Source organism: Ancylobacter mangrovi (assembly GCF_024752335.1).
In the GTDB taxonomy this organism is placed as follows: domain Bacteria; phylum Pseudomonadota; class Alphaproteobacteria; order Rhizobiales; family Xanthobacteraceae; genus Ancylobacter; species Ancylobacter mangrovi.
The window spans coordinates 34,832-53,215 of sequence record NZ_JANTHY010000007.1 but is presented as its reverse complement, the minus strand read 5'-3'; the positions used below and the strand labels follow the sequence as shown (position 1 = coordinate 53,215).

Below are 18,384 nucleotides of genomic sequence, written 5' to 3'. Positions count from 1 at the left end.
GGCGGCTTCCGGGGGCGGCTCGCGGGAGCTCTGCTCCCCGAGGTCTCAGCTCCCGGACGTCTCGGTGCCGTAGGCGGCGAGGAACACCTTCACCGCGCCGTCGACCGTCTTCTCGATCATCTCGGGCACCGGCGTCGGGTCGCTGCCGAACATCAGCCCCTTGACGATGTTGCCCTGGCACAGATTGAGGAACTGGAAGGCGGCCGCCTCGTAGTCGCTGATCGCCAGCGCGCCGGCCAGGGTCTGCCGCTCGAGCAACTCGGCCATCCGGCGCCCGCCGAGGCAGGGACCGTCATTGAAGAAGGTCTGGCCGATGCGGGGGAATTTCTCGGCGACGCCGATCACCATGCGCACCAGCCGGATATGGTCCGGCCGCACCATCATCGTCATGAACGACACGCCGATGCGCCGCAGCACGGTGGCCGCGTCCGCATCGCCTTCGCCGACCTCGAACAGGTGCTCGGCCGAGCGGGCGCGATCGACCTGGACCAGAGCCTCGAACAGGTCTTCCTTGCTGCCGAAATAAACGTAGATCGTCGCCTTGGAGACGCCCGCGACGCGCGCTACCTCATCCATGCTGGCGCCGTCGAACCCCTTCTCGAAGAAGACGTGGCGAGCGCCGTCGAGGATCTCGCGGCGCTTGGCAGGTTCGGCGTCGGAACGGCCCGGCGCAGTGACGGGCATGGTGCGCGCGGTGCTTGTCATGTTGTCCTCGTTTCATACTCCATAGGTCGCATGCGACCCGCTTGTCAAAGGATTTGACTGAACGGTTTAGTTTGCTATATAGACAACTGAACGGTTCAGTCAATGTTTATGCGAAAGGGGCGGCGCATGGCAGAAGCCAGCAAGGCGGCAGAGGCCGCCGGTCGCACGCAGGAGGCGCCCACCGGGCCGGTGGCGCTCACTCTACTCAAGAAGCCGGAACAGCAGCCGGCGGAAGCGGTTGCCGCGTCCACGCCGGCGCCGCGCCGGCGGCGCTCGCGCCGGCCGCTGGTGTTCGGCGCGCTGCTGCTCGCCGCGCTCGCGGGCGGGGGCTATTACGGCCTTCACTGGTGGCAGGTGGGCCGCTTCGAGGTCTCCACCGACGACGCCTATGTCGGCGCCGACACGACCGTCCTCGCGGCGAAGATCTCCGGCTATGTGGTGAGCGTCGACGTCGACACGAATCAGCCGGTCAAGGCCGGCGACGTCATCGCCCGCATCGACGACGGCGACTACACGCTCGCCCTGCGCGCGGCCGAGGACAAGATCGCCACCCAGCAGGCCGTGCTCGGCAGCTATGACGAGCAGATCCGCGCCGCCGAGCGGGCGGTCGACCAGGCCAAGGCGCAGCTCACCGCCAGCGAGGCCGAGCTCGCCCGCACCAAGCTCGAGTTCGACCGGCAGGACAAGCTCGCCCAGCAGAATTTCGCCAGCCGTTCCGCGCTCGACAATGCGCGGGCCGACCGCGACAAGGCGCAGGCCAATGTCGAGGCCGGACGGGCCGCGGTGGCGTCGGCGCAGGCGAACGTTGCCGTGCTGCAGGCCCAGCGCACCGAGGCCGGCCGCGTGCTGGACGAGAACCGCACCGCCCGCGACCAGGCTCAGCGCAATCTCGACTTCACCGTGGTCCACGCCCCGGTCGACGGCGTGGTCGGCAACCGCGCCGTACAGGTCGGCCAGCTCGTGCAGGCCGGCACCCGGCTGGCGGCGATCGTGCCGCTCGATGCGGTCTATGTCGACGCGAACTTCAAGGAGACGCAGCTCGGCCGGCTGAAGCCGGGTCAGAAGGTGCGTGTCGAGGTCGACGCCTACCCGGACGAGGACTTCCAGGGCACCGTCACCAGCGTCTCGCCGGCCTCGGGTTCGGTGTTCAGCCTGCTGCCGCCGGAGAACGCGACCGGCAACTTCACCAAGATCGTGCAGCGGGTGCCGGTGCGCATCGCCCTCGACGCCTCTGCGCTCGCCAAGTCCGAGCTGCGCCCGGGCATGTCCGTCACCGCCGTCGTCGACACGCGCACGGGCGACGCCCGTACGGGTGGAGCGCACGCCGGCGAGGGCACGGGCAACTGAGCGGGAGGGCGCGGCCATGGCCGAGGCAGTGACGGCCGGCGGCGCCGGCCACTCCGTGGAGACGAGGCGCATGATCGCCTTTCTCTGCATGGTGTTCGGCATGTTCATGGCGATCCTGGACATCCAGATCGTCTCGGCCTCGCTCTCGGAGATCCAGGCGGGGCTCGCCGCCTCGTCGGACGAGATCTCCTGGGTGCAGACCAGCTACCTCATCGCCGAGGTGGTGATGATCCCGCTGTCGGGCTTCCTGTCGCGCGCGCTCTCGACGCGCTGGCTGTTCGTCGCCTCGGCGACCGGCTTCACCGTCATGAGCTTCATGTGCGCGACGGCGAACTCGATCGACCAGATGATCGTCTACCGCGCGCTGCAGGGCTTCCTCGGCGGCGGCATGATCCCGACCGTCTTCGCCTCCGCCTATGCCGTGTTCCCGCGCGAGAAGCAGCCCATCGTCACGCCGATGATCGGCCTGGTGGCGACGCTGGCGCCGACGATCGGCCCGACCATCGGCGGCTATCTCACCGACCTGTTCTCCTGGCACTGGCTGTTCCTGGTGAACATCGTCCCGGGCATCTTCGTCATCATCACCTCGGTGACGCTGATCGACTTCGACGAGCCCGACCTCGCCTTGCTCGACCGCTTCGACTGGTGGGGCCTGCTGTTCATGGCCGGCTTCCTCGGCAGCATGGAGTTCGTGCTTGAGGAGGGGCCGACCAATGACTGGTTCGACGACGAGACCATCTTCTACTTCGCCATCGTCGGCGTGGTCTCCGGCATCGCCTTCTTCCTGCGGGTGCTGACCGCGCGCGAGCCGGTGGTCGACATACGCGCGTTCCAGAACCGCAACTTCGCGACCGGCTCGGCCTTCAGCTTCGTACTCGGCATCGGGCTCTACGGGCTGACCTATCTCTACCCAATCTATCTGAGCTGGGTGCGCGGCTACTCGGCGCTGATGATCGGCGAGACCATGTTCGTCACCGGCATCGCCATGTTCGTCACCGCGCCGCTCGCCGGCCGGCTGATGACCCGCGTCGACCCGCGGCTGATGATCGGCATCGCCTTCGCCGGCTTCGCGCTCGGCACCTGGCGGGTGACGGGGCTGACTAAGGATTGGGACTTCTGGGAGCTTCTGGTGCCGCAGATCCTGCGCGGCGTCTCGCTGATGATGGCGATGATCCCGATCACGAACCTGTCGCTCGGCACGCTCCACCCCTCGCAGATCAAGAACGCCTCGGGCCTGTTCAACCTGATGCGCAATCTCGGCGGCGCGGTGGGGCTGGCCCTCATCAACACCGTGCTCAACGACCGCTGGGACCTGCATCTGGCGCGCCTGCACGAACAGGTGCAGTGGGCGAGCAGCGCGGCGATGGAGCGGCTCGACTCGATGACGAACGCCTTCGCCAGCTTCGGCTCGGACGCGGACAGCGCCGCGCTCAGGCAGATGGCGGCGATGGTGCGGCGCGAGGCGCTGGTGATGTCCTTCGCCGACGTGTTCTACCTGCTCACCTTCCTGTTCCTGGCGCTGGTCGTCTTCGCGCCGCTGATGCGCCGGCCTTCCCATGTCGGCGGCGGTGGGGGCGGGCACTGAATTCCGGGGGAAAGCGGTAGGGGGAAACGGAACTTTCCGGCATCCAGGCGTGTTCTTGGCTAAACGTTTCACGTCGCGTCTGGATAGCGGGATCATTTCCGAATGCCGAACTGCCACTTTGATCGGCGCCGTCCAGACTTCTGTCTCAGCCTCCATGTTCTTGCCGGTGCACCAGCAGTCGCGAAGGGGCGAGTCTGGAGGTGCCCGAAGTGCTGAGCCCCGAGAGCGTCAATCTTTCGAACTGCGATCGCGAGCCGATCCACGTTCCCGGTAGCATCCAGTGCCACGGCTGCCTGCTCGCCTGCGACGAGACAGGCGAGAGCGTCGAGCGCTGCTCGGAAAATGCCGCCGGCATGCTGCGCGCTCAGGACGGGCCGGTGCTCGGCCAGCGGCTCAAGGCGCTGCTCGGAGCCGAGGCGGCCGGGCAACTGCGCGAGGCGCTCCGCCGCGCGGACGAGCCGACCGCGCCGGTGCTGCTGTTCGGCGTGACGGTCGCCGGCGGGCGGCGCTTCGACGTCGCCGTCCACCGCTATGACGGCGCCGCGATCTTCGAGTTCGAGCCGGCCGCCGGCGACGACGGGCTGGCGCTCGATCATGCGCGCGGCATGCTGGCGCGGGTGCGCGGCCTCACCGACATCGACGAGCTGGTGGAGGTCGCCGCAAGGCTCGTGCGCGACATGCTCGGCTATGACCGGGTGATGGTCTACCGCTTCGCCCATGACGGCGCGGGGCAGGTGGTGAGCGAGGCGCGCCGGGAGGACCTCGAGAGCTTCCTCGGCCAGTGGTTTCCCGAGAGCGACATCCCGCAGCAGGCGCGCCGGCTCTATCTGCGCAACATCGTCCGCGTCATCGGCGACGTGCACGCGACGCGCTGCACCATCGAGCCGGAGCTGGACCCGGCCGGCCGGCAGCTGGACCTGTCCTTTGCGCATCTGCGCTCGGTCTCGCCGATCCATCTCGAATATCTGCGCAACATGGGCGTCGCGGCGTCGATGTCGATCTCGGTGGTGGTCGACGGCGAGCTCTGGGGCATGATCGCGTGCCACCACTACGCCCCGCGCGTGCTGCCGATGACCGAGCGCGTCGCGGCGGAGATGTTCGGCTCCTTCTTCTCGCTGCACCTGCAGGCGCTGAAGCAGAAGCGCTCGCTCCAGGTCGCGACCGAGGCCCGGCGGGCGCTGGACCGTTTCCTGCAGCGCGCCTCGCGCACCGAGGACGTGCTCGATCTGCTGCGCAGCAACCTGTCCGAGTTTGCCGCGCTCATGCCGTGCGACGGCATCGGGCTGTGGCTGGGCGGCGTGTGGACCGCGCAGGGCTGCGTACCGCCGGCCGACGCCATTCCCGGCCTTCTCGGCGCCATGGTGACGCGCCCCGCGCGCATGATCGACGGGCCGGCCGAGGGCAAGATCTGGACGACGGACTCGCTCGCGCGGGCCTGGGAACCGGCGGCCGCCTTCAGCGAGGAGGCGTCGGGCATGCTCGCCCTGCCGCTGTCCCAGCTTCCGCGCGACTACCTGCTGTTCTTCCGCCGCGAGGTGGCGCAGACGCTGGACTGGGCCGGCCGGCCGGAGAAGGTCTACGAGACCGGCCCCTTCGGCGACCGGCTGACGCCGCGCAAGAGCTTCGCGATCTGGAAGGAAACGGTGCGCCAGCACGCCAGCCCGTGGACCGACGCCGACCGCGAGATCGCCGAGGCGACCCGCTCGGCGCTGGTCGAGACCGTGCTGCGCCACAACGAGATGATGGCCGAGGAGCGCGAGAAGGCCGACATCCGCCAGCGCATGCTCAACGAGGAGCTCAACCACCGGGTCAAGAACATCCTCGCCGTCATCAAGTCGCTGGTCGAGCACTCGATGCAGGACGGGCGCGACATCACCGACTATGTCGATTCGCTGCGCGGGCGGATCCAGGCGCTCGCCGTCGCCCACGACCAGGTCGTGCGCGGTGCCGGCGGCGGGGCGCTCGCCGAGCTGCTCGGCGCCGAGCTGTCGCCCTATGGCGGCGGCGCGCGCACGCGGCTGGACGGTCCCGGCGTGCGGCTCGACGCGCGGGCCTTCTCGGTCATGGCGCTGGTGCTGCACGAACTGGCCACCAACGCCGCCAAATACGGCGCGCTCTCACGTTCGGAAGGCCGGGTCGAGGTTAGCTGGAAGATCGAGCCGAATGGCGACTGCACGGTGGACTGGCGCGAGCATGGCGGGCCGACGGTCGTCGACACCGGCCGGCGTGGCTTCGGCTCGGCGCTGATCGAGCGCAGCGTGCCGCACGACCTCGACGGCGATGCGACGATCGATCTCGTGCCGAGTGGGCTGGTCGCCCGCTTCCGCCTGCCGGCCCAGCACATCGTCGCGGTCGCGCCGGTGGAGGAGGCCGGCACGGCGGCCGGCACCGAGGCCGCGGCGGGGGAGAGCGACGTGCTGTCCGACTGCGCGGTGCTGCTGGTGGAGGACCAGATGATCATCGCGCTCGATGTCGAGGCGATGATGCTGGAGGGCGGCGTCGGCTCGGTGGTCACCGCCGCCTCGGTGAACGAGGCGCTGCGCAAGCTCGAGGGGCTGACGCCCGACGTCGCCGTGCTCGACGTCAATCTGGGCACGCGCAACTCGGCGCCGGTGGCCGAGGAACTGCGCCGGCGCGGCGTTCCCTACCTCTTCGCCACCGGCTATGGCGACCAGTCGATGATCCCGGACGGGCACCAGGACGCGATGGTGCTGCCCAAGCCCTATGAGAGCGGAACGCTGCTCACCGCGCTGCGGGCGCTGCTCGAAGCGTCCTGAGCGGGCAGGGCTGGTACGGACCTGCCGGCGGTTTTGCCGACAGGCTTGCCAGTACCGCCCCGCATCCGGTATGAGAGCGGTCCGAGCAACCTCGCGAGAGCCGAGCCGTGACGCCTTCGTCCGCCCGCTGCTGTTCCGCGACCCCGGCCGCCAAGCGGCTTGCGGGGAACGCTCTCCTTCTGTCCGGACTGCTTCTTAGCCGCCCCTGAGGGCCGGCCGGGCTTCGTGCCTGGGCGCTCAGGGGATGACGCCCGAACGAACTCGCAGACGACATTCCGAGCCGATGAGAGCCGCCCTGCGGCGCCGGCCGACGCGACAGAAGGAAAAGCCGATGTCCACCTCCGCCCATGATCGCATCGTGATCTTCGACACCACGCTGCGCGACGGTGAGCAGTGCCCCGGTGCCTCGATGACCTTCGAGGAGAAGCTCGAGGTTGCCGAACTCCTCGACGCGATGGGTGTAGACGTCATCGAGGCCGGCTTCCCGATCGCCTCCGTCGGCGACTTCGAATCGGTGGCCGAGATCGCGCGCCGCGCCGACCGCTCGGTGATCGCCGGCCTCAGCCGCGCCATCCCGGCCGACATCGCCCGCGCCGGCGAGGCGGTGAAGCATGCGCGCCGCCCGCGCATCCACACCTTCGTCTCGACCTCGCCGATCCATCTCGAGCACCAGATGCGCAAGACGCAGGACCAGGTGATCGACATCATCACCGCCACGGTGGCGCAGGCGCGCAACCTGGTCGAGGACGTCGAGTGGTCGGCGATGGACGCCACCCGCACCCCGATCGACTATCTGGCGCGCTGCGTGGAGACCGCCATCAAGGCCGGCGCCACGACGATCAACCTGCCCGATACGGTCGGCTATGCGACGCCGTCCGAATACGAGGCGATGTTCCGCCAGGTGCGCGAGCGCGTCCTCGACCGCGTCTCCAACCCTGAGGCGATCGTCTTCTCGACCCACTGCCACAACGATCTCGGCCTTGCGGTGGCGAACTCGCTGGCCGGCGTCGCCGGCGGCGCGCGGCAGATCGAGTGCACCATCAACGGCCTCGGCGAGCGCGCGGGCAATGCGGCGCTGGAGGAGATCGTCATGGCGATCAACACCCGCCGCGACGTGCTGCCCTACGAGACCGGCATCGACACCACCATGCTCACCCGCGCCTCGAAGATGGTGTCGGCGGTGACCTCGTTCCCGGTGCAGTACAACAAGGCGATCGTCGGCCGTAACGCCTTCGCCCATGAGAGCGGCATCCACCAGGACGGCATGCTCAAGAACAACACCACCTACGAGATCATGACGCCGGAAAGCGTCGGCGTGACCAAGACCTCGCTGGTGATGGGCAAGCATTCCGGCCGCGCCGCCTTCCGCGACAAGCTCAAGGCGCTCGGCTACTCGCTGGGCGAGAACGCGCTGAACGACGCCTTCACCCGCTTCAAGGACCTCGCCGACCGCAAGAAGGTCGTCTACGACGAGGACATCGAGGCGCTGGTCGATCACGAGATCGCCGTCGCCCATGACCGCATGAAGCTGGTCTCGCTCTCGGTCATCGCTGGCAGCCACGGCCCGCAGCGCGCCACCATGAAGATGGAGGTCGACGGCCACGTCATCACCGAGGAATCGGCGGGCAACGGGCCGGTGGACGCCACCTTCAACTGCATTCAGGCGATCGTGCCGCACAGCGCCAAGCTCGCGCTCTATCAGGTCCATGCCGTGACCGAGGGCACGGACGCGCAGGCCGAGGTGTCGGTACGGCTCGAGGACGGCGACAAGGCGGTGACGGGGCGCGGCTCCGATCCGGACACGCTGGTCGCCTCGGCGCAGGCCTACATCATCGCGCTGAACAAGCTGCAGGCGAAGCGCAACAGCCTCAACGCCCAGGCGCAGTCCGCCGCCGGCTGAGCCGCGCCTCCGGCCGAACCATCGTCGAAGTGGCGCCGTCCCGCGTTTGCGCGGGGCGGCGCTTTCGCAAGGGGCGCGCCGTGCCATATTGATGCCGGAACGATGGGTGATGTCCGCACCCATACATCCGCCCGAGACTCCCGCAGCCCGCGTTTCAGGCCGTTGCGCCCTATGACATCCCGTTTCGCACGATGAACGTCGCGAGCGTGCCATTCCCGGGCCTCACCGGCGAGGACCTCTCGGGTCGGGTGGCCGCCCCGCCGCGCCCAAGCAGCGGCGGCGCGGACCTGCTCGCCTCGCTCGCCCTCCATGGCGGGCTGCTCGCGCTGATGCTGCTGGTAGCGATCGCGCCACCGCTGCCGGTGCCCGAGCCGCCGGCGATCCAGACCGAGGTCATCAGCCAGCGCGATTTCGATCTCCTGCGCGGCGTCACGGCGGCGCCCGCGCCGGCTCCTGCGGCTGAGCCCGAACTGCCGCCGCCGGCGGCGCCCTCCGCTCCGCTTCCGCGATCGGGCGGGGCAAGGGCGCAGCCCGACATGGTGCGCCCCTCGCGCATGCTGTCCGAGCAGGCGCTGGCCAATCCGCGCAGCCGTGGCCTGCGCCGTGCCCTTGCCGGCCTCGCCGAGGAGGAGCGCATCGCCCAGCTCTGCGACCTCGAGGCGATGGAACAGATCCATGCCTGGCGCGACGAGTTCCAGCCCGACCGGCTGGTCGACTACGCGCTGTCCGACACGCGCATGGAAGGGCAGACGCTGGTCGCCCCGCGCGGCGCCTTCCGCAGCCGGCATCAGTGGTACGAGGTGTCGTTCCAGTGCGAGCTCGACGCCGGCTGGCGCAAGGTCGCCGGCTTCGCCTTCCATGTCGGCGAGCCGATCCCGCGCGAGGAATGGGCGGCGGACAATCTCGCCGCCGTGCACTGAGCTCAGGGCGCGGGCAGCACCACGCCGCATTCGGCGAGCACATGGGCGCCGAGGGCGGCAACGAGCGCGTCGGTCACCTCGGGCTCCCAGGCCAGCATCTCCCCGTCCAGTGCCGTCACCGGCCGGATGAAGCGCACGCTGTTGGTCAGGAACACCGCGTCGGCGCCATGCAGCGCCTCCGGCGCCAGCGGGCGTTCCTCGACGGCGAGGCCGAGCTTCGGCGCGGCCTCGATCACTAGCGCGCGCAGGATCCCTGGCAGGCAGCCCTCGCCGAGCGAGGGGGTGATGAGCCGCCCGGCGATCAGCACGAAGACGTTGGCGATGGTCGAGCAGCACACGCGCCCGCGCGTGTTGAGGATCAGCGCGTCGTCCACCCCGGCCGCCGCCGCCTCGCGCGCGGCGAGGATGTGGTCGAGATAGCCGAGGGTTTTCAGGTTCGCGGTCGGGGAGAACTCGTTGCGCCGGCCGGTCGCGGTGACGAGCCGGGCGGGCTTGCCGAGCAGCGCCGCGCTCCACGCCGCGCGCGTCGTCACCAGTGTCGGCTCGCCCGTGCTCGCCGGCCACAGGCCGCGCGCGGCGGTGCCCCGCGTCAGCGTGGTGCGCAGGATGGCGGGCTCTGCGCCGGGAGCGGCCTCGATCGCCGCATCAAGGGTGGCCTCGATCCGCGCGCGCTCGACGCCGATGCCGAGCAGGCGCGCGGCCTCGAGAAGGCGCGCCACATGGCGCTCGCGGGCGAAGACGCGCCCGCCGAGAGCAAGCGCGGTGTCGAACACGCCGTCGCCCAGCGTGAAGCCGCGATCCTCGACGTCGATGGTCGTGCTCACGCGGCGGTTTCCCTGGTCCGTGCCAGCTTCAGGAAGTTCGCGAGCAATTCGTAGCCGGGTCCCGTGAGGACTGATTCGGGGTGAAACTGCACGCCGTAGGTCGGGTGCTCGCGATGGGCGAGGCCCATGATCTCCCCGTCCTCGCTCCAGGCGGTGGGCATCAGCGCGGACCCCTCGTCCAGCTCCACGGCCAGCGAATGATAGCGCGCGGCCGGGAACGGGGAGGGCAGGCCGGCGAACACGTCGCTGCCCCGATGGCGGATCTGCGAGGCGCGCCCGTGCATCGGCTCCTTCGCGCGCACCACGCGCCCGCCGAAGGCCTGTCCGATGCACTGGTGCCCGAGGCAGATGCCGAGGATCGGCAGGCGCCCGGAAAGGGTGCGCACCGCCTCCAGCGAGATGCCCGCTTCGTTGGGCGAGCAGGGGCCCGGCGAGACGACCAGCGCGTCCGGCCGCCGCGCCTCGATGGCCGCGAGGTCGAGCGCGTCGTTGCGCGCCACCTCGACCTCGGCGCCGAGCTCGACGAGGTAGCGTGCGACGTTGAAGACGAAGCTGTCGTAATTGTCGATCAGCAGGATCACGGCGCCGCCTCCCTCACCGTACAGGCCGGAAGGCGCGGAACAGGCGCTCGGCCTTGGTCAGGCTTTCCTCGTGCTCCGCGCCCGGGTCGGAGAGCGTGGTGATGCCCCCGCCCACGCCGAAGCTCGCCTCGCCCTTCTCGACCGTTACGGTGCGGATGGCGATGTTGAAATCCATCGCGCCGTCGAAGCCGACATAGCCGATGGAGCCGCAATAGACCCCGCGCGGCCGGCCCTCCAGCTCGTGGATGATCTCCATGGCGTGGATCTTCGGCGCGCCGGTGATCGAGCCGCCGGGGAACGAAGCCTTCAGCAGGTCGAGCCCGTCATGCTTGTCCGCCAGCTCGCCGGTGACCACGGAGACGAGGTGGTGGACGTTGGCATAGGTCTCGAGCCCGCACAGGCGCGGCACCTTCACCGTGCCGGGCCGGCACACGCGCGAGAGATCGTTGCGCAGCAGGTCGACGATCATCACGTTCTCGGCCCGATCCTTCTCGCTGGCGGTGAGCTCGCGCCCGCGATGGGCGTCGAGCGTCGGCTCGACCGAGCGCGGCACCGTGCCCTTGATCGGGCGCGTCTCCACCTGTTCGCCGACGAGGCGCACGAAGCGCTCGGGCGAGGAGGAGGCGATGGTGCGCTCGTCATTGACGATCAGCGCTGCGAAGGTCGCCGGGTTGGCGCGGCGGAGCTGGTCGTAGAGCGCGAGCGGATCGGCCTCGCCGATCGCGGCGGCGAAGCGCTGAGTGAAGTTGGCCTGGAAGATGTCGCCGGCGCGGATGTAGTCGATCACCCGCGCGACCGCGGCGCGGTAGCCGGCGGCGTCGAAATTCGAGCGCCACTTCCCGGCGACCACCGCCGGGCCGAGCGCGGGCAGCGGGCCGGCGAGACGCGCGGAGGCTTCCTCGAGGCGTTCGCGGGCGCGTCGGGCGCGGCGGCCGGCGTCCTCCTCCGGCCAGCCGGTCGAGACGATGAAGGCGCGCTTGCCCATCGTGTCGAAGGCGACGACGAGGTCGTAGAAGCCGAGGTCGATCTGCGCGCCTTCGCCCGACTCTGGCGCGGAGGTCGGGAAACGGTCGAACAGCCGGCCGGCCTCATAGGCGATGTAGCCCGCCGCGCCGGCCTGGAAAGTCATCTCGCCCGGCAGGCGGGGCTGGGCGAAGGCGTGGAGCCGCGCGCGCAGCGCCTCGAGCGGGGCGGAGGCCTCGCGCTCGCCGTTCCAGCGCGCCTTCCCGTCCTCGACGCGGAAGCGGCCGAATGGCTGCGCCATCACATAGGACCAGCGCCCCAGCACGGGGTGGGTCATGGCGCTATCGAGGAAGGTCAGCCCTTCCGGATCGCCGCCCGCCAAGCGCCGCGCGGCCTGCCAGGGGTCCTGGAAGGCGATCTCGACGACGAGAGGCGGCGGCTCGTGAATCATCGCCGGAATATGGAGTGTCCGGCGGCATCTTCCTAGATCGCCCGACAGTCAAACCGGCAGTACCCAAGCGCAAAGCCGTCGCATCTACCTCGGAGCGGCGCCGCAACGCTGGGGCGCGGCGGCGCGGGCAGGGCAAACGACATGGAGGCGGCCGCGCCGCGCCGCCGCGCGGGCGTGTTTTCCGCAGCGGCAGACGCCGCCGCGCGGGCGGCTCGCGTCATCCACAGGGTGAATTAGGCGGGCTAGGGGGTATGGACACGCCCCGGCAGCTTTGCTAAACGACCGCGGCTCGCGGGGCTCAACCCCGCGACATTCGGTTCCGGGCGCATAGCTCAGTTGGTAGAGCAGCTGACTCTTAATCAGCGGGTCCTAGGTTCGAGCCCTAGTGCGCCCACCACCGGAACTCTCCGAGATCGATGAATCCGAGAGCGGGCACCGCCTTCACCATGGCGGGTGATCCCGCGGCCGCGCGGGTGCCCTCAACTCCGCGCCCCCTCGCAGGCCCGTCTGCGCCAGCCCCCTCCGGTAACGTATCGGCACCCCGCCGGTCGACATCCGGGCGGTGGCATCGGCCTCCTTTTACATCTTCGGAAACACCGCGGACATACCCGGGAAATCGATCCTTGGGATAGTTCGCCTCGTCCGGTCGCGCTTCCCAGACGTCATGCCGTCTCGGCGTGCCGGTACAGCAACGAGGTGGCCCGTTCGCCGTTGGCGCAGTCCGCCCCGTAAGTAAGCGGGGCGGGATTGACGCTCCGTCTCTGCCTGGAGCCAGACGCGTTGCCTGCCCCCTGTCAGGCGATGCGTTTGGCTCCTCATTTCTTCATGGATCGGCGACGGCTGTGTACGGTTCGACTGCCTTCTTGCGGACTTTTCGACTTGCCCTCCTCATCGGCGGCCTCGCCAGCGGCTCAGCCTCGGGTGCTTGGGCGCAGACCCTCGATCAGGCGCTCGCCTCCGCCTATGACGCCAATCCCAGCCTCAATTCGCAGCGCGCGGCGACCCGGGCGGTGGACGAATACGTGCCGATCGCGCTGTCGGGCTACCGCCCGCAGATCTTCGGCAGCGCCTCGATCGGCTCGCAATGGGTTGAAGGGCGCTACGATGCCGGTGTCGGCTCCGTGACCAGCCATTACAAGACCGACCCGTCGAGCTTCGGCATCACCATCAGCCAGACCATCTATGACGGACTGAAGACCGCCAATTCGGTCCGCGGCGCCGAGGCGCAGGTGAAGGGCCAGCGCGAATTGCTGCGCAACACCGAGCAGACCGTCCTGCTCGACGCCGCCACCGCCTACATGAACGTGCTGGAGGACGGCGCGCTGCTGGAATTGCGCCGGCAGAACCTCACCGCGTTCGAGGAGGAGCTGAAGTCGGCCCGCCAGCGCTTCGCCGTCGGCGAGATCACCCGCACCGATGTCGCCCAGGCGGAGGCAAGCGTCGCCGACGCCAAGAGCACGCTGGCCGAGGCGACCGCCAACCTCAAGACAGCCAATGCGGTGTTCGTCCGGGTGACGCAGTTGCAACCGCAGAAGCTCTCGCCCGCGCGGCCGGTCGACGGCCTGCTGCCCGCCTCGCTCGACGCCGCCCTGGCCTCGGGCCTCACCCGGCATCCGGCCATACGCGCCGCGCAATACGCGATGGACCAGAGCGCGACCGAGGTGAAGGTGGCGGAGGCGGCGCTCTCGCCGACGCTGTCGCTCAACGGCTCGGCCACCAACCAGTACAACTACTATTCCGACGGCGACCGCATCGAGCGCGGGACCGACGTCGCGGCCACGCTCAACCTGTCCGTGCCGATCTATCAGGGCGGCGCCGAGTATTCCTCGATCCGCCAGAGCAAGGAGAAGCTGACGCAGGCCCGCATCGACATCGATACCGAGCGCGACCAGGTGCGGGCGAGCGTCCAGCAGTACTGGAGCGGCCTGCAGGCGGCCAAGGCCGCGATCGAATCGGCGCAGGCCTCGGTCGCTGCCAACGAGATCGCGCTCAAGGGCGTGCGGGAGGAGTGGCGGGTCGGCCAGCGCACCACGCTCGACGTGCTGAACGCCCAGACCTCGCTGTTCGAGGCGCGGGCGAGCCTCGTCACGGCCCAGCGCGACCGGGTCGTGGCCTCGTTCTCGCTGCTCTCGTCCGTGGGCGAGCTCAGCGCGGGCACGCTCAAGCTGAAGGTACGGGCCTACAACCCGAAGGTCCATTACGACCAGGTTCGCGATGCCTGGATCGGCGTGCGCACCCCGGGCGGTCAATGAGCGATGCCGGCCGCAAGCCCGCCCGCCTCCGCACGGGCCGGCGGCCGGGCCGGCGCGAAGACGGACGTGCAGGCCGGCGGCGGCTCCCTACTGGCCGGACTGGATCTTGGCGAGTTCGCCGAGCGAGGACCAGTCCTTCGCTTCGCCCTCGGTGGCGATCATCGTCATCAGCCGGTCGCGCAGCAGGCTGCCGATGGGCAGGGGCACCTTCAGCTCCTCCCCGGCGGCGAGGGCGAGGCGCACGTCCTTGGCTCCCAGAGGCAGTGCGAAGCCCGCCGGCTCATAGGCGCGGTCGACGATGAGCTGGCCGTAGGTCCGGTAGACCGGGGCGGAGAACAGCGTCGAGGTGAGCAGGTCGAGATAGGCCTGCTGGTCCACCCCGCCCTTGGCGACCAGCGCCAGCGCCTCGCCGAGGCTCTCGATCACCGAGGCGATGAGGAAATTGCCGGCGAGCTTGGCGAGGTTGGCCTGCTGCGGGTCTTCGCCCATCACCTGCGTCATGCGGCCGATGGCGGTGAAGGCGGGCGCGAGCCGCTCCAGCGCCGCGCCCGGGCCGGCGGCGACCACCGCCAGCTCGCCCTTGGCCGCGACGTCCGGCCGGCCGAACACGGGGGCGGAGACGTAGACCTGCCCCGCCTGCGCATGCGCCTTTTCGAGGCGCCGGGCCATCGCGGTGCCGATGGTGCTGGTGCCGACATGGATGGCGCCGCGGGTGAGGTTCGCCACCAGCCCGTGCGGGCCGAGCACCACCTCCTCCAGCGCCGCGTCGTCCGGCAGGCTGGTGAAGACGATCTCCTCGCCCGCCGCGAGGGCGGCGAGGTCGGGGGCGACGGCGGCGCCCTGCGCGGCCAGCGGCTCCGCCCTCGCGGGGCTGCGGTTCCACACCGTCACCTCGTGCCCGGCCCGCAGCAGCGCGCCGGCCATTCCCGATCCCATCAGTCCCAGCCCGACGAAGCCGACCTTCATGACGTTTTCCTCCCACTCGGGCCGGCTCGCGGTTCACACCGCCGAGGAGCGGGCCCACAGATTGATGTCCTCCTCGGTCGCCCAGCGGTCGATCTCGCCGAGCTCCTCGGGGGTGAAGTCGAGATTACGGATTGCGCCGACGCAGTCGACCACCTGCTGCGGACGCGAGGCGCCGATCAGCGCCGAGGTGATGCCGCCTTCGCGCAGCACCCAGGCGAGGGCCATCTGCGCCAGCGTCTGGTCGCGGCGGGCGGCGATCGCGTTCAGCTTAGTGAGGTGCTCGAGCGCGCGCGCCGACAGCGCCTCGGGCTTCAGCGTCTTGCCCTGTGTGGCGCGCGAGCCTTCGGGAATGCCGCCGAGATACTTGTCGGTGAGCATGCCCTGCGCCAGCGGGGTGAAGGCGATGGAGCCGATGCCGAGCTCGGCGAGCGTCTCCTTCAGCCCGTCGCGCTCGACCCAGCGGTTGAGCATGTTGTAGCTGGGCTGGTGGATCAGGCAGGGCGTGCCGAGCTCCTTCAGGATCGCCGCCGCCTCGCGGGTGCGCTGGGCACTGTAGGAGGAGATGCCGACATAGAGCGCCTTGCCCTGGCGCACCAGCGTGTCGAGCGCGCCCATGGTCTCTTCCAGCGGCGTGTCGGGATCGGCCCGGTGCGAATAGAAGATGTCGACATAGTCGAGCCCCAGGCGCTTCAGCGACTGCTCGCAGGAGGCGAACAGGTATTTGCGGCTGCCCCAGCTTCCGTAGGGGCCGGGCCACATGTCGTAGCCGGCCTTGGTGGAGACGATGAGCTCGTCGCGATAGCCGGCGAAGTCGGTGCGCAGGATCTCGCCGAACGCCTCCTCAGCCGAGCCGGAGGGCGGGCCGTAATTGTTGGCGAGGTCGAAATGGGTGATGCCGTGGTCGAAGGCGGTGCGGCAGAGCTCGCTCTTCAGCGCATGCGGCCGGTCATGGCCGAAATTGTGCCACAGGCCGAGCGAGATCGCCGGCAGCTTCAGCCCCGAGCGGCCGCAGCGGCGATAGACCATGGTCTCGTAGCGGTTCTCGGCGGGGACGTAGGGCATGGGGAAGGGTCTCCAGAGGCAATGAAAGGGCGGCGTGCCGCCTTGCGGCGGCGGGCAGGGGGTGCGCGGCGCGGTCAGCCGTCGCCCTCCATCCAGCGCCGGAAGGCGTCGGCATGGTCGGGATGCCAGCGCGACAGGGCGGGGCGGTTCTCCAGAATGTCGCCGAAGCTCCAGCCCATGCGCCGGATGTCGGTGGCGCGGTCGACCTCGTTGTCGGGGCACAGGATGTAGAAATCGCCCGCCGCCATGCCCGCGAGCATGAAGTCCGCCACCTGTTCCGGCGTCCAGGCGCCAGGCGGCTTCTGCTCGACGCCGCGCCGGCGGGTGAAGCCGGTATAGGTGAAGCCGGGAATGAGCAGATGCGCGGAGACGCGCCCGGAGGTCGCCCCGACCAGCTCGTGCGAGAGCGATTCCGTCAGCGCCTTCAGCGCCGCCTTGCTGACATTGTAGGCGGTGTCGCCCGGCGGAAGGGTGATGCCCTGCTTGGAGCCGGTGCAGATCACGGCGCCGGGGAGGTCGGCGGAGATCATGTCCGGCACGAAGAGCTGGAGGCAGTGGATCGCGCCCCACAGATTGGTGTCGAGCGTGCGCCGCCAGATCTCCTCGCCGGCGAACAGCCCGCCGCCGCCCTCGCGCCCGGCATTGCTGAGCAGCACGCCGACAGGGCCCAGCGCGTCGGCCCGCGCCTTCAGCGCCGCCATCTCGTCGCGGACGCGCACGTCGGTCGGCTGGGCCACGGCGGCGATGCCCTCGGCCGCGAGCGACGAGCGGGCATCGTCGAGCGCCTCGCCCGGCAGGTCGGCGAGCAGCACTTTCATGCCGGCCGCGCCGAGCCGCTGCGCCGCCGCCAGGCCGATGCCGCTGGCGCCGCCGGTGATGACGGCGACATGGCCGGGTCGGATAGCCGGATGGAAGGTCATGCGTTTGTCTCCTGCTTCGGGCGGCCTAGCCTGGGGCCGGTCATCAGGGCGAATGCCGGCGGGGCGGCAACGGCGATGCCCGCGGGCCCGCCCTTGGCCGAACCCGCGCCTCGATCTGTTCGGCCTTGAGAGTAATCGGTTTGAGCTGGCGGAGAACGGCTTAATTGTTTAGCCAGGCTCAATGATGCGGTGAGGAGACGGCAAGGATGGCCTATCGTGGCGGCCCCGATCTGAGCGATCTGCAAGCCTTCGCGGCGATCGTGCGCCATCTCAGCTTCACTCGCGCGGCGATCGAGCTCGGCGTGTCGACCTCCGCCCTCAGCCATCGCATTCGCCGGCTGGAGGCGGGGCTGGAGGTGCGCCTGCTCAACCGCACCAGCCGCTCGGTCGTGCCGACCCAGGCCGGGGCGGCGCTGGCGGAGCGGCTGGCGCGCGGCTTCGAGGCGATCGGCGATGCGCTCGGCGCGCTCGACCTCCACCGCCGTTACCCGGTCGGCCGCCTGCGGCTCAACGTGCCGCACGACGCGGCGCGGCTGCTGCTGGCGCCGGTGATCGGCGAGTTCGTCGAGCGCTACCCGCAGATCCATCTCGACGTGATCGCCGACGACCGCCCGGTCGACATCGTCGCCGCCGGCTTCGACGCCGGCATACGCTATGCCGACCACGTGCCCGGCGACATGATCGCGATGCAGGTGACGCCGCCGCTGGATTGGGTGGTGGTCGGCGCGCCGGCGCTGCTCGACCGGCTCGGCCGGCCGCGCACGCCCGACGACCTCGCCGACTATCCCTGCATCCAGATGCGGATTGGCGACAGCACCTCCTTCCCGTGGGAGCTGGGGGAAGGCGAGCGCCTGCGCCGGCTGGACGTCTCCGGCCCGCTCAGCTCCAACGACACGGACTATTCCATCGCTGCCGCGATCGAGGGGGCCGGGCTCGCCTATTGCCTCGCCTGGCGGGTGGCGGCCGAGCTGGCGGAGGGGACGCTGGAGGTCGTGCTGCCGGACTGGGCCTCGCCCGGCGCGCCGTTCGCGGTCTATTATCCGAGCCGCCGGCAGCCGCCGCCGGGCCTGCGCCAGCTCGTCGAGCTGCTGAAGCGGCGCTCGCGGCTCGGCTGAGCCTGCGCCGATGCCC

14 protein-coding genes and 1 tRNA gene are annotated in these 18,384 nt (G+C 70.0%); 8 read left to right on the top strand and 7 right to left on the bottom strand.

From position 1 onward, the window contains the following. Positions 1-45: 45 nt before the first annotated feature. Positions 46-705, bottom strand: a complete 660-nt coding sequence (locus tag NVS83_RS17425; protein WP_258740446.1) for a TetR/AcrR family transcriptional regulator — start codon at positions 703-705, stop codon at positions 46-48. 126 nt (positions 706-831) lie between these two features. Between NVS83_RS17425 and NVS83_RS17420 the strand changes: the two genes are divergently transcribed. The 5 genes from NVS83_RS17420 to NVS83_RS17400 all read left to right on the top strand — a co-directional run bounded on the left by NVS83_RS17420 (position 832) and on the right by NVS83_RS17400 (position 9,234). Then, positions 832-2,052, top strand: coding sequence for an HlyD family secretion protein (locus NVS83_RS17420; protein ID WP_258740445.1), 1,221 nt, complete (start codon positions 832-834; stop codon positions 2,050-2,052). A 16-nt stretch (positions 2,053-2,068) separates the two neighbouring features. Next, entirely contained in the window at positions 2,069-3,637 is a 1,569-nt protein-coding gene (locus NVS83_RS17415) for a DHA2 family efflux MFS transporter permease subunit (RefSeq protein ID WP_258740444.1), read from the top strand. A gap of 209 nt (positions 3,638-3,846) precedes the next feature. After that, positions 3,847-6,414: an HWE histidine kinase domain-containing protein gene (locus tag NVS83_RS17410; RefSeq protein WP_258740652.1), complete on the top strand. Its 2,568-nt coding sequence runs from the start codon at positions 3,847-3,849 to the stop codon at positions 6,412-6,414. A gap of 331 nt (positions 6,415-6,745) precedes the next feature. Continuing rightward, positions 6,746-8,314 carry a 2-isopropylmalate synthase gene (locus NVS83_RS17405; protein WP_258733353.1) on the top strand — a complete coding sequence of 523 codons (1,569 nt, stop codon included), beginning with the start codon at positions 6,746-6,748 and terminating at the stop codon, positions 8,312-8,314. A gap of 191 nt (positions 8,315-8,505) precedes the next feature. Beyond that, a complete protein-coding gene (locus NVS83_RS17400; protein WP_258740443.1) occupies positions 8,506-9,234 on the top strand; it encodes a DUF930 domain-containing protein in 729 nt (242 codons plus the stop codon). A 2-nt stretch (positions 9,235-9,236) separates the two neighbouring features. Here NVS83_RS17400 and NVS83_RS17395 read toward each other — a convergent pair whose 3' ends face one another. The 3 genes from NVS83_RS17395 to pabB are packed head-to-tail and all read right to left on the bottom strand — an operon-like array spanning position 9,237 to position 12,053. Next, a complete protein-coding gene (locus NVS83_RS17395; RefSeq protein ID WP_258740442.1) occupies positions 9,237-10,058 on the bottom strand; it encodes an aminotransferase class IV in 822 nt (273 codons plus the stop codon). Continuing rightward, positions 10,055-10,639: an anthranilate synthase component II gene (locus NVS83_RS17390; RefSeq protein ID WP_258740441.1), complete on the bottom strand. Its 585-nt coding sequence runs from the start codon at positions 10,637-10,639 to the stop codon at positions 10,055-10,057. The genes NVS83_RS17395 and NVS83_RS17390 overlap by 4 nt, the downstream gene beginning before the upstream one ends. Positions 10,640-10,652: 13 nt before the next feature. Further along, on the bottom strand, positions 10,653-12,053 hold the full coding sequence (gene pabB / locus NVS83_RS17385; protein ID WP_258740440.1) for an aminodeoxychorismate synthase component I: 1,401 nt from the start codon (positions 12,051-12,053) through the stop codon (positions 10,653-10,655). A 321-nt stretch (positions 12,054-12,374) separates the two neighbouring features. On the opposite strand from pabB, the gene NVS83_RS17380 reads away from it, so the two are divergent. Together NVS83_RS17380 and NVS83_RS17375 are read left to right on the top strand one after the other, a co-directional pair. Further along, positions 12,375-12,450 (top strand) — tRNA-Lys (locus tag NVS83_RS17380). Between the two features lie 466 nt (positions 12,451-12,916). Further along, a complete protein-coding gene (locus NVS83_RS17375; RefSeq protein ID WP_258740439.1) occupies positions 12,917-14,305 on the top strand; it encodes a TolC family outer membrane protein in 1,389 nt (462 codons plus the stop codon). A gap of 87 nt (positions 14,306-14,392) precedes the next feature. On the opposite strand, the gene NVS83_RS17370 is transcribed toward NVS83_RS17375, so the two are convergent. The 3 genes from NVS83_RS17370 to NVS83_RS17360 form a co-directional block, all read right to left on the bottom strand. Further along, positions 14,393-15,271 carry an NAD(P)-dependent oxidoreductase gene (locus tag NVS83_RS17370; RefSeq protein WP_258740438.1) on the bottom strand — a complete coding sequence of 293 codons (879 nt, stop codon included), beginning with the start codon at positions 15,269-15,271 and terminating at the stop codon, positions 14,393-14,395. A gap of 33 nt (positions 15,272-15,304) precedes the next feature. After that, positions 15,305-16,333 carry an L-glyceraldehyde 3-phosphate reductase gene (gene mgrA / locus NVS83_RS17365; RefSeq protein ID WP_258740437.1) on the bottom strand — a complete coding sequence of 343 codons (1,029 nt, stop codon included), beginning with the start codon at positions 16,331-16,333 and terminating at the stop codon, positions 15,305-15,307. A 74-nt stretch (positions 16,334-16,407) separates the two neighbouring features. After that, positions 16,408-17,253 carry an SDR family NAD(P)-dependent oxidoreductase gene (locus NVS83_RS17360; protein ID WP_258740436.1) on the bottom strand — a complete coding sequence of 282 codons (846 nt, stop codon included), beginning with the start codon at positions 17,251-17,253 and terminating at the stop codon, positions 16,408-16,410. A 206-nt stretch (positions 17,254-17,459) separates the two neighbouring features. Here NVS83_RS17360 and NVS83_RS17355 point away from each other — a divergent pair, with 206 nt between their 5' ends. Beyond that, entirely contained in the window at positions 17,460-18,368 is a 909-nt protein-coding gene (locus NVS83_RS17355; RefSeq protein ID WP_258740435.1) for a LysR substrate-binding domain-containing protein, read from the top strand. Positions 18,369-18,384: the final 16 nt, after the last annotated feature.

Coding starts and splice junctions, on each gene's coding strand:
- pabB (WP_258740440.1), bottom strand. CDS start 12,053: ATGATTCACGAGCCGCCGCCTCTCGTCGTCGAGATCGCCTTCCAGGAC.
- NVS83_RS17400 (WP_258740443.1), top strand. CDS start 8,506: ATGAACGTCGCGAGCGTGCCATTCCCGGGCCTCACCGGCGAGGACCTC.
- NVS83_RS17355 (WP_258740435.1), top strand. CDS start 17,460: ATGGCCTATCGTGGCGGCCCCGATCTGAGCGATCTGCAAGCCTTCGCG.
- NVS83_RS17405 (WP_258733353.1), top strand. CDS start 6,746: ATGTCCACCTCCGCCCATGATCGCATCGTGATCTTCGACACCACGCTG.
- NVS83_RS17415 (WP_258740444.1), top strand. CDS start 2,069: ATGGCCGAGGCAGTGACGGCCGGCGGCGCCGGCCACTCCGTGGAGACG.
- NVS83_RS17425 (WP_258740446.1), bottom strand. CDS start 705: ATGACAAGCACCGCGCGCACCATGCCCGTCACTGCGCCGGGCCGTTCC.
- mgrA (WP_258740437.1), bottom strand. CDS start 16,333: ATGCCCTACGTCCCCGCCGAGAACCGCTACGAGACCATGGTCTATCGC.
- NVS83_RS17420 (WP_258740445.1), top strand. CDS start 832: ATGGCAGAAGCCAGCAAGGCGGCAGAGGCCGCCGGTCGCACGCAGGAG.
- NVS83_RS17370 (WP_258740438.1), bottom strand. CDS start 15,271: ATGAAGGTCGGCTTCGTCGGGCTGGGACTGATGGGATCGGGAATGGCC.
- NVS83_RS17360 (WP_258740436.1), bottom strand. CDS start 17,253: ATGACCTTCCATCCGGCTATCCGACCCGGCCATGTCGCCGTCATCACC.